Here is a 10,139-nt window from a genome sequence, read left to right as displayed (position 1 = left end):
GACTGACGTCATCACGCTCTAGGGCGAGACCGGCACCATCGTGCCCATCAACACCGCCACCAGCGTCTCGGTGCCGGCGTCGATGGCGTGCACCTCGGCCGACACGACCATCAGGCGGCGGCCGGGTTTGATCACCCGGCCGGTGGCCCGCAGCCGTTCACCCGTGGCTGGCGCCAACAGGTTGATCTTGATTTCGGCGGTCATTACCTCGCTTTCCTCGGGCATCAGCGTCAAGGCAGAATAGCCTGCCGCGGAATCGCCGAGGGCAAAGGTCAGCGCCGCATGCGCGGCGCCGTGTTGCTGGCTGGTAGCGGAAAGCATCGGTGCCGAAATCACCACCTGGCCGCGCGACACCGACTGCAGTTGCGCCTGCAGAGTCGTCATCATGCCCTGCCGGTCAAAACTCGCCTGTATCCGGCGATGCATCGCCTGTACGTTGTGTTCGTCCATAGAGTTCCCTATATTCTGCGCGTTATTCTGCCCCGCCCGATGCGGTGATGCGGAACCGGCCTGGTGACGGTTCCCTGGTTGTTTGCAGGTTAAGGCAATTGGGGTGCCAAAGTGAAACTGAAGTCGTATTCTGGATGATCAAAGCCATCGCACGAAGCTATCGGCCGCTTTTCACTTGGCGCACACTGACAATTCTGGCCCTGACCTCGATTGTCGCCGCTGCGGCAGGTCCGTTCGGCACCTATGAAACCACGCCGTTCTGGTTGCGCCTGCTGTACTGGACCGCGGTCGTTGGCATCTCGGTGATCATCGGGCATGGCTGTCACGCGGTGGCGCGCCACCTGGTGCCGGCACATCGCCCGATTCTGACCGACCTGCTGATGACCGCGCTGATGGTTCCGTTGTTCACGCCGGTCCTGTGGGGGCTCAGTCACTTCTTACTTCATCGTGCCGCTGGCTCGGGTCCAAGCCTGTACAAGCTGTTCTATTACGTTGCGACCATCACCGCTGCGATCTGCGTCTGCCGCCGCATCCTGCCCGGATTCGAAACCGTCGGCTATTTCGGCACCCAGCCGATCACGCAGGACGTGCCCGCACCGCCGCGCCTGACCCGCCGCTTGTCGCCGGACTTTGAAGGGCCGATCCTGCGCCTGACGGTGCGCGACCATTTCGTCGATGTGGTTGCGGCCGCTGGGATTGAGACGATCCGGTTGCGGTTTGCCGATGCCATCGACGAAATGGACACGGTGATCGGCCATTGCACTCATCGCTCGCATTGGGTGGTGCAGGACGCAATCGAGGGGTCCGAACGGGAAAAAGGCAAGATTTTCGTGCGGCTGGTCAATGGCGACCGGGTGCCGGTCAGCCGCAAGTACCGCCCAGCCCTGGAGGAAGCGGGCCTGATCTGAGCCTGCAAGCGGCCTTGGACGGGTCAGCATGAGCCGCGCCCCGGCCGCTGGCGCGGCATCGGGATCGCATGCACGGTCGTGCCGGTCAGATAGGCCAGCGCGTCCGGGCGCATCAGCCGGTCCAGAACCGGTGCGTCGCTGCGCAAACCACCGGTATAGGTGCCAAAGGCCGGCAGGATGATCCGGTCGCGGTCAGCCAGAAATGCCGGCCGGGCCATCGACCGGCCGTGGCTGCGCAGCATTGCCTTTGGATGGTAATGTCCCGATATCTCGGCGGTTTCGCCGGGATCGGCAATATGGCGAAACGACAGGGGGCCGACGGTCAGCGCCGTCAGGTGGCTGCCGCCCAGATTCAGTGGGCCGGGATCGTGGTTGCCCTCGATCCAGATCCAGCGCCGCCCCGCTTGCAAACCGGCGATGCACAGACGCGCGGTTTCCGGCAGCGCCCGGGCCGCCTGCGGATCGTCAAAGCTGTCGCCCAGGCAGACAACCGTGCGGGCGGCGCACTGCTGCAGTTCGGCCGCCAGTCGCGCAAGCGTGTCGGCTGTATCATAGGGTGGCACCGGGCCGCTGCCGCGCCGTGCCATCCGCTGCGATTTCCCCAGATGCAGATCGGACACGCAGAACAGATGCCGTGCGGGCCACCACAACGCGCCCGACGACAACGCTACCAGATCGGCTCCGGCCAGAGAAAGCGGCAACCCGTTCATGATCCGTTCCTTGCCGATGGGCGCGTGTTTGGCAAGCCCTGAAATCCGGTCCGCCGCGCTCATGGCGTGGGGGCGGGTTGCAAGCCGGCACGAACCATCAGCCGCCGCGTCTCGTCGGCCAGCAGGCGCTCTTCTGCCGCCCCCTTGATCGGCACCTTGCCGACTTCCAGAAGCAACGGCGCCGCCAGCGGAGTGATACGCGGCAGTCGCAGCAGATCGAACCGGTCGCCGACGCGTTCGATCAGCTCCCGGATGCGGTCGAAATCGACCAGCCCGCGCAGCGCCTCGGTGCGGGTGATCTGCAACAGCAGGTGGTCGGGGTCGTATTTCAGCAGGGTGTCATACAGGATGTCCGATGAAAACGTCGCCTGACGTCCGCTCTTGCGCGCGTCCATCGTGTTTCGTTCGATCAACCCGGCGATGGTGGCGCTGGCGCGAAAGGTGCGTTTCATCACCGCGTTGCCGGCCAGCCAGGTATCCAGTCCGGCCCGCAGAGACGCGAGATCGAACAACGGTGTCGGATCCAGCAGCGGCTCGAGCCCCCAGATCAGCGTCGCATAATCGGTGGCGACAAATCCCAGCGGATGCAGGCCGGTCTCTTCCATCCGTTTGGTCAGCAACAGACCCAGCGTCTGTTGCGCGTTGCGCCCGGCAAACCCGTAGATGCAGGCGTGCTGGTGTCCGTCATGAGGAAAGCTCTCGATCAGCAGCCGGCCGCGCCGGGGCAGGCGGCTGACCTGACGTTGCAGTGCCAGCCAGTCGGCGGTGTGCCCGGGCAGTTCGGGCCAGCCCGGTTGGGCCAGAATATCCAGCATACGGGCGCTCAGCTGGGTCGATGTGGCGAATTTGGTGCCGCTGAACGTGGCGATCCTGGGCTTTTTGTCCGCGTTCCGGCTGACCTCGACGGTCATCTCGCGCAGCCCTTCGTACCGTACGATCTGGCCACCGATCAAAAAGGTGTCACCGTCAGAGAGGCTGGCGGCAAACCCCTCTTCGACCTCGCCCAGCGGTTTGCCGCCCCGGCTGCGTTTCAACCGGACCTTCAGCGTGTCGCTGTCCTGGATGGTTCCGATATTCATCCGGATGCGCTGGGCCGCGCGCGGATCGCGCAGCTGCCAGTGCCCGTCGGCGCGCTGCAGCAACCGTTGCCAGCGGTCATAGGCCCGCAGGGCATAGCCCCCGGTGGCGGCGAATTCCAGGCAGCGATCGAAATCCGTGCGCGCAAGATCGGCATAGGGACCTGCACCTTTGACCTCGGCAAACAGATCATCGGCCTGAAAGGGGCCAGCACAGGCGGTGATCAGAATATGCTGGCACAGAACATCCAAGGGGCCGCGGCCGCGCGGCGCGCCGTCCAGATCACCGGCACGCACCGCCTGCAGGGCCGCCTGGCATTCCACCACTTCGAAACGGTTGGCCGGCACCAGCAGCGCCTTGGACGGCGCGTTGTAGCGGTGGTTGGCACGGCCGATCCGCTGGACCAGCCGCTTGACGTTCTTTGGCGCGCCGATCTGGATCACCAGATCCACATCGCCCCAGTCGATGCCCAGATCCAGGCTGCCGGTGCAGACGATGGCGCGCAGATCGCCCCGCACCATCGCCGCCTCGACCCGTTCGCGCTGGTGTCGGTCAAGACTGCCGTGATGGATGCCGATGGGCAGATCCTCGAGATTCGCCAGCCAGAGGTTGTGAAAGAAGATTTCGGCCTGTGCGCGGGTGTTGTGAAAGATCAACGTGGTCCGGTGCGCGTGGATTTGAGCCATGACCGCCGGGATTGCATAGGCGCCGCCGCCGCCGGACCAGGGCGGCGCGGCGTCGGTTTCCAGCATGCGGATATCGGGCACCGGGCCGGGATCGGCCAGCAGAATCTGGCAGGGATCGGGATGGCGGGCCAACAGGCGCCCGATGGCCGCTGGATCCTCGACCGTCGCCGACAGCCCGATGCGACGCAGCCCGGGACACAGGATCTGCAACCGGGCCAGCGCCAGCATCAGCTGGTCACCGCGTTTGCTTTCGGCCAGGGCGTGGATTTCATCGACCACCACCCGTTTCAGCCCGGCGAAAATACGCGGCGCGTCAGGATAGGACACCAGCAACGCCAGGCTTTCGGGTGTGGTCAACAGGATATGCGGCGGATCGGCGCGCTGGCGTTTCTTGCGCGTGGCCGAAGTATCGCCTGTGCGGTCTTCGATGCGGACCGGCAGGCCGATCTCGTCCACCGGTGTCTGCAGATTGCGCCGGATGTCGGCGGCCAGCGCCTTGAGCGGGCTGATATACAGCGTGTGTAGCCCGTCATGGGGATGGTCCGCCAGATCGACCAGGGTCGGCAGAAACCCGGCCATGGTCTTGCCGCCGCCAGTGGGGGCGATCAACAGGACGGCCGGCGCATCGGCACATGCCAGCATGTCCAGCTGATGCGGATGAACCGACCAGCCCCGGGCGGAAAACCAGTCGTGAAAACGGCGTGGCAGTTGCATGCCTGCAGTCTATCGCAGCCCCGTCCCCGGGACAGCCCCCAAACCCGCTGGCGCCTTGCCGGTCGCGGCAGGGCGGGTCACTTCACGATTTTCTCGTCCCGCACGAACATGTTGGCCCAGGCCCGGTCGATCAGGTCCGGGCTCATCTGATAGGGAATGCCCTCGAATTCGCAGATCGCGATCATCTGATCGATCAGAAAGACCGGCTGATAATTGGCAAAGATGTTGTCGATCGTCGGATATTTGACCCTGAGCAGATGCAGCAGGGTCGGTTCATCCAGCGGCATGCCCTTTGCCCGGGCCACCAGGGCAAAGATCTTGAGAAAGTTTTCCTGGCTGGGGCCGTCGATCTTGATCTTGAAGAAGATCCGGCGCAGGGCGGCCTGGTCAAAGATCTCGTTCGGGTGAAAGTTGGTGGAAAAGATCACCAGCGTGTCGAAGGGCACCTCGAATTTTTCCCCCGATTGCAGACCCAGAATATCCTTGTTTTCCTCCAGCGGCACGATCCAGCGGTTGATCAGCGCCTGTGGCGGCTCTTCTTGCCGGCCCAGGTCGTCGACGATGAAAATGCCGCCGGTGGATTTCAGCTGAAGCGGTGCCTGATAGGTGCGCGCCGTGGGGTTATAGACCAGGTCCAGCATTTTCAGCGACAGTTCGCCGCCGGTAACCACCGTGGGGCGTTCGCAACAGACATAGCGCGTATCGAACCGTTTCACGCGGCGCAGCGTGGTCGGATCGTCGCGCACCTCGTCAACGGCGCAATGCACGATCGGGTCGTAAACGGTGATGACCTGGCCGGAATACTCGATGGCGCGCGGCACATAGACCCGGTCGCCCAGCGCGTCGCGGATGCCGTTCGAGATCGAGGACTTGCCGTTGCCGGGGGGCCCGTACATCAGGATCGAGCGCCCGGCACTGACCGCGGGGCCCAGGTGATCGAGCAGGCTGTCCGGCAGAACCAGATGCCCCATCGCCCGGACCAGTTGATCGCGCGTGACCTGGATGTTGCGTATGGACTGGCGTTTGACCTGTTCGCGGTAAACGTCCAGCGGCACCGGCATGGCACCGAAATACTCGGATTGCGCCAAGGCGTCCAACGCCCGTGCCTTGCCGGCATCGGTCAACTGATAGCCCATTTCGTTGCCGCTGTTGGCGTTCAGGGTGCCGGTGGCCTCAAGCAGGCGCTGATCGCGGGCGATGTCCACCAGTTCCTGCGTGACCTGCATCGGCAGGCACACAGCCTGGGCGATTTCCGACACCGTGTCGGCGTTCTTTCGGAATATGGTTTTCAGCAGGATGTCGCGCATCATCACCATGGGCAGCTGCATCTCGGCCATGGTGCGGGGGGCGGGCGGCTGAATCACCGCGGCGTTCTGCATGTTCATCGGGGGTCTGCCTGTGGTTGGGTCGCGTCCGTCTGGGCCCGGTGCATCCCCGGGGGCGCGGCGGGCGGGCATGTGTCACTGATCGGTCTGTTGCCCGACAGGGTGCGGCAGACAGTTTTAGATTCGGTGAATCCTCGCCCCTTAGCGCCCGAAATTGGCGCCCAGGATCAGATAGATCGCCAGGGTGCCGCCCAGCGACAGCCCCATCGGGAATTTCAGGCCCGCATCCCAGCTTTTCCACCCCGGTGCGATCCGGCGCAGCGGCGTGTATTTCGCCAGGCGGTGGGTCAGAAAGGCGGCCAGCAGGTTGGCGGCAAAGATCGCGATCAGCAGCCGCAGATCACCGACCGCGATATAGGGCGCAGCGGCGGCGGCGAATTTCGCGTCGCCGGCACCGACCGCGCCGGCGGCATTCAGGATGATGCCGATCACCAGCACCGCGCCCATCTGAACGAGGCTCATGCCATAGGTGGACAGGGGCAGCAGAAATGGCCCGACCAACAGAAACACCGCCGCCAGCAGCAGTACAGACTGGTTGGTGATGCGCATGTCGCGCAGGTCGGTAAAGGCGACATAGAAACAGATCGGAATCACGAACGGCAGGAACCACAGGGCGGCCGATGCGGAAACCGACATTGCCGTCAGGTGCTTTCAAGTGCGCGCAGGGACCGCGTCGCCTCTTCGAAATGCTGCGGATGGGTGTCGATCGCCTCGCGCAGCAGACCTTCGCCGGTCTTGACATCGCCCTGTTTGATCGCCGTCAGCGCCATCGTGTGCAGCAATTCCGCCCGCTCGGTCTGATCCATCGGAATCACCGGCAGGGAATAGTTGCGCTGCGCACCACGGGCCAGAACCAGATTGTTCTTGGCGGTGAACAGCGACGGGTCCTGACGGATCGCCTGACCGAACAACCGTTCCGCACCGGAATAGTCGCCGCGGGTCAGCTTGGAATAGCCCCAGTTGTTCATCACCCCGGCGGGTTTGGTGGTCAGGCCGACGGCGGTCTCGTAAAAGCTGTCGGATTTTTTCCATTCCCGGTTGGCATCCGCCACCATCGCCTCGAGCCGGTAGCGTTTGAAGGTCTCGTAGGTGGGCGGCACGCTGTCCAGGGACTTTTCCGCATCCTTCCAGTCGCCGTTGCGGATCTGGGCATCGGCCAGTTCGATCTTGTCGTCCGAAGTCGCCCCGGGCATCGACACCACCTTTTTCCAGGCGCTGACACCTTCGGTGTTACGCTTGGCGCGGACCAGCGACAGGGCCAGGCCGCGCTGCAAATCGATGCGGTTCGGGTTCTGTTTCAAGCTGCGCGAGAAATAGTCGACCGCCTCGTTCGGGTCGGACACGGTCAGCATCACGTCGTTCAGATCGCTTTCATCGACGACATTGACGTCCTGAAAGGCCCGTTCGACCGTTTCGTCGGCCTTTTCGGTACAGGCCGAAAGGGTCAGCCCCGCCGCGATGACCGAAGGGATCAGAAGAAGGTGGCGCATTTTTTGCGTCCTTTACTGCTTTTGCCTCTGTCATGGTGTCTTGCGGATCAGATAGTCGCTGCTGCTCCGCCGCACCAATTTATAGTCTTGGTTTTGTCCAGTATTAATAGCAGAAATTTCGTTTTTTGCGAGCGCTAAGCGCAGATTGTCCCGGATTGAGTCACTTTCGCCATTGTCCAGTGCATAGGCCTTGCGGAAAATCTGTTGCGCTTCGGGAATTTTTCCCTGTTCGATCAATACAACCCCAAGGTTATTCCAGGCTTCGGGCCAGTCCGGTGCGGCGGCCACCGCATCGCGCAGCTGTTTCTCGGATTGCCCCAACCGTCCCAGCCCCAGATTCGCGGTACCCAGGCCGGTCAGGACCTCGGCGGTCAGGCCACGATCCAGTGCGGCGCGGGTAAAGGCGTCCAGCGCCAGTTCGTATTCCCCGGCGGCCAGCAGCCGGTTGCCGACTTCCATGCCGTCGACCGCCGTCTTGCTGCGGTCAACACCTGGGGCATAGGGGCCGACCTGGGCGTCCGAAATCGGACGCGGACTGCAGGCAGCCATCGCCCCGAAAAGGACGATGGCCAAGCCCAGATTGCGAATAGCCGGTGACGGCCTCTCGCCCGATGGCGGCATGGATTTACCTGCTCATGTTGCCCAAATTCGAGATGCCCTGCACCGAAGGTCCCACCAGGATGATCAGCAATGGCGGCACCGTGAGGCCCATAGTGGCAAGGGTCATTTTGGTTGGCAACTTGTTTGCGGCCTCTTCGGCGCGCATCACGCGCTTGTCCCGCATTTCGCCGGCATAAACGCGCAAGGCATCGGCGATCGAGGTGCCGAACGTGGCTGACTGGATCAGCACCGTGACAAAGGACGAAACGTCCTGCACGCCGCAGCGGGTGCCCATGTCGCGCAGGACGGCCGCCTTGTCCTTGCCCGCTTTCATCTCGTAGGCGACGACTTCGAATTCCTCGGCCAGTTCGGGGTACGAGGCCCGCAATTCCGCCGAGACCCGGACAATGGATTGATCCAGTGACTGCCCGGCCTCGACACAGACCAGCATCATGTCCAGCGAGTCCGGGAAACCGCGCTCGATCGCCTCTTTGCGCGCGGCCACACGGCGGGTCACCCAGTATTTCGGCAACATGTATCCGACGCCGCCGGGGCCGAGCACGTACATCAGCATCTGCTGGTTGTCCAGTTCCTGGCCCTGGGAACTCAGCATGCCGATATAGGTGACGCCGCCGATCAGACCCAGAATGCCCAACGCAAACTGGGCAAAGTGAAAGAACCGCACCGCGTCCTTGGACTGGTATCCGGCCTGGCGCAGCGTCAGCTGCATGGCCGAGAGTTCCTCTTCGTTCTTGGGCTCCAGGAAGGTCGCGAATTTCTGCAGCTGTTCGTTGCGCCCGGTCTGGCGCAGGCGCTCTTTCTTGGCCTTGCCGCCGCTTTCCGGGTTGTTGTCGCGCTTGAGTTTCTTCAGCGGATCCTCGCGCTGGTTCAGCATCATGGGAATGGTCAGCAGCACCATGAACAGCCCCAGCAGGCCAACGGCGATGATCGGTCCGAACTCGCCCAGCGAACCGGTCAGCAGATCGTTGATATCGGTCAGAAATTGCATCTCGGCCTCCTTACACTTTGATGTCAGTGAGAACGCGCATCACCAGCAGGTTGGCAGCCAGCAGGATGCCGACGACGAAACAGGCGGGAATGAACCAGGGATGGTCCAGCACCTCGTCATAATAGTTCGGATCGTTGACGGTGATCACCAAGAGGCAGAACAGCGGGAAACCGGACAGGAACTTGCCCGACCATTTCGCCTCGGCGGTGATCGCATTGACACGGCGGAACAGGCGAAAGCGGGCGCGGATCACCTTGGCCAGACCGGCCAGGATCTCGGCCAGGTTGCCGCCTGACTGCTGCTGGATGGTGACCGCCACCGACAGAAAGCGCAAATCCTGCATATCCAGACGTTCGGCCATTTCCTTGAGCGCCTCGCCGATGTCGCGCCCATAAGCGGCTTCGTCGGCGATGATGCCGAATTCGGTGGCCAGCGGGTCTTCGATCTCTTTGGACACGATGCTGACGGCGGAGGAAAACGGATGACCGACCCGCAGGCTGCGCACCATCAATTCCACCGCGTCGGGCAATTGCTCTTCGATCATCGACATGCGTTTCTTGGCCTTGGCGTTGACCCAGAAATAGACACCGCCCACACCGATGCCGACCGACGCGACGAGGCGCACGGGCAGATCGGTTGCCGTGCCGATGGTCAGCCCCAGAAAGGCCACGACCGATACGCCGCCCATGATCATCAGCAACTGGCGCGGGGTAAAGGCGATGGCCGCCTTTTGCGCTTTTTCGCCCAGCAGCGAATACAGCGGGATCGTGCGGGTCTTCATGTGCTGACGCATTTCCTTGCGCAGCTGTTCCAGCACCTGTTCGCGCCCGGCGCCCTTGTCCAGCATTTCCAGCCGCCGGTTGACGCGGCTGTTCAGGCTGATCGATTTGCCAAAGGCCACCAGATAGATGCCTTCGACCAGAACCAGGACACCGACAAAGATCAGGCCATAGATAAGCGGTTCGGCACTCAGTTCCATCAGTTCTACTCCATCACGGTGGGTTCATAGATCGCCGCCGGCAGGTCATAACCCCACATCCGGAAGCGTTCGGAATAATGGCTGCGCACGCCGGTGGCGGTGAAATGGCCGATGATCTTGTTGTCCGGCGT

General features: G+C 62.9%; 10 protein-coding genes. 1 reads left to right on the top strand and 9 read right to left on the bottom strand.

The annotated features are described in order from the left end of the window. Positions 1-18: 18 nt before the first annotated feature. Positions 19-450 carry a PaaI family thioesterase gene (locus ACFMPD_RS10550; RefSeq protein ID WP_380993902.1) on the bottom strand — a complete coding sequence of 144 codons (432 nt, stop codon included), beginning with the start codon at positions 448-450 and terminating at the stop codon, positions 19-21. Positions 451-584: 134 nt separating this feature from the next. Between ACFMPD_RS10550 and ACFMPD_RS10545 the strand changes: the two genes are divergently transcribed. Then, a complete protein-coding gene (locus ACFMPD_RS10545) occupies positions 585-1,358 on the top strand; it encodes a LytTR family DNA-binding domain-containing protein (RefSeq protein WP_380993901.1) in 774 nt (257 codons plus the stop codon). A gap of 23 nt (positions 1,359-1,381) precedes the next feature. Here the strand turns inward: ACFMPD_RS10545 and pdeM are convergent, their stop codons facing one another. The 8 genes from pdeM to ACFMPD_RS10505 all read right to left on the bottom strand — a co-directional run bounded on the left by pdeM (position 1,382) and on the right by ACFMPD_RS10505 (position 10,008). Further along, entirely contained in the window at positions 1,382-2,068 is a 687-nt protein-coding gene (pdeM, locus tag ACFMPD_RS10540) for a ligase-associated DNA damage response endonuclease PdeM (protein ID WP_380993906.1), read from the bottom strand. A 59-nt stretch (positions 2,069-2,127) separates the two neighbouring features. Continuing rightward, a complete protein-coding gene (locus tag ACFMPD_RS10535; RefSeq protein WP_380993899.1) occupies positions 2,128-4,545 on the bottom strand; it encodes a ligase-associated DNA damage response DEXH box helicase in 2,418 nt (805 codons plus the stop codon). A gap of 77 nt (positions 4,546-4,622) precedes the next feature. Then, entirely contained in the window at positions 4,623-5,930 is a 1,308-nt protein-coding gene (locus tag ACFMPD_RS10530; protein WP_380993897.1) for a P-loop NTPase family protein, read from the bottom strand. Between the two features lie 141 nt (positions 5,931-6,071). Further along, positions 6,072-6,566 carry a prepilin peptidase gene (locus ACFMPD_RS10525; RefSeq protein WP_380993896.1) on the bottom strand — a complete coding sequence of 165 codons (495 nt, stop codon included), beginning with the start codon at positions 6,564-6,566 and terminating at the stop codon, positions 6,072-6,074. Positions 6,567-6,571: 5 nt separating this feature from the next. Continuing rightward, entirely contained in the window at positions 6,572-7,420 is an 849-nt protein-coding gene (locus tag ACFMPD_RS10520; protein ID WP_380993894.1) for a tetratricopeptide repeat protein, read from the bottom strand. 30 nt (positions 7,421-7,450) lie between these two features. Then, entirely contained in the window at positions 7,451-7,969 is a 519-nt protein-coding gene (locus ACFMPD_RS10515; protein WP_380993892.1) for a tetratricopeptide repeat protein, read from the bottom strand. A 76-nt stretch (positions 7,970-8,045) separates the two neighbouring features. Then, the gene (locus ACFMPD_RS10510; RefSeq protein ID WP_380993890.1) at positions 8,046-9,029 is read right to left on the bottom strand and encodes a type II secretion system F family protein; all 984 of its coding nucleotides are present in this window, start codon (positions 9,027-9,029) and stop codon (positions 8,046-8,048) included. A 10-nt stretch (positions 9,030-9,039) separates the two neighbouring features. Next, a complete protein-coding gene (locus ACFMPD_RS10505) occupies positions 9,040-10,008 on the bottom strand; it encodes a type II secretion system F family protein (protein ID WP_380993888.1) in 969 nt (322 codons plus the stop codon). Between the last annotated feature and the right edge of the window lie 131 nt (positions 10,009-10,139).

Source organism: Sedimentitalea sediminis (genome assembly GCF_042687825.1).
Taxonomy (GTDB): domain Bacteria; phylum Pseudomonadota; class Alphaproteobacteria; order Rhodobacterales; family Rhodobacteraceae; genus Sedimentitalea.
This window is presented reverse-complemented; position numbering and strand designations above follow the sequence as displayed.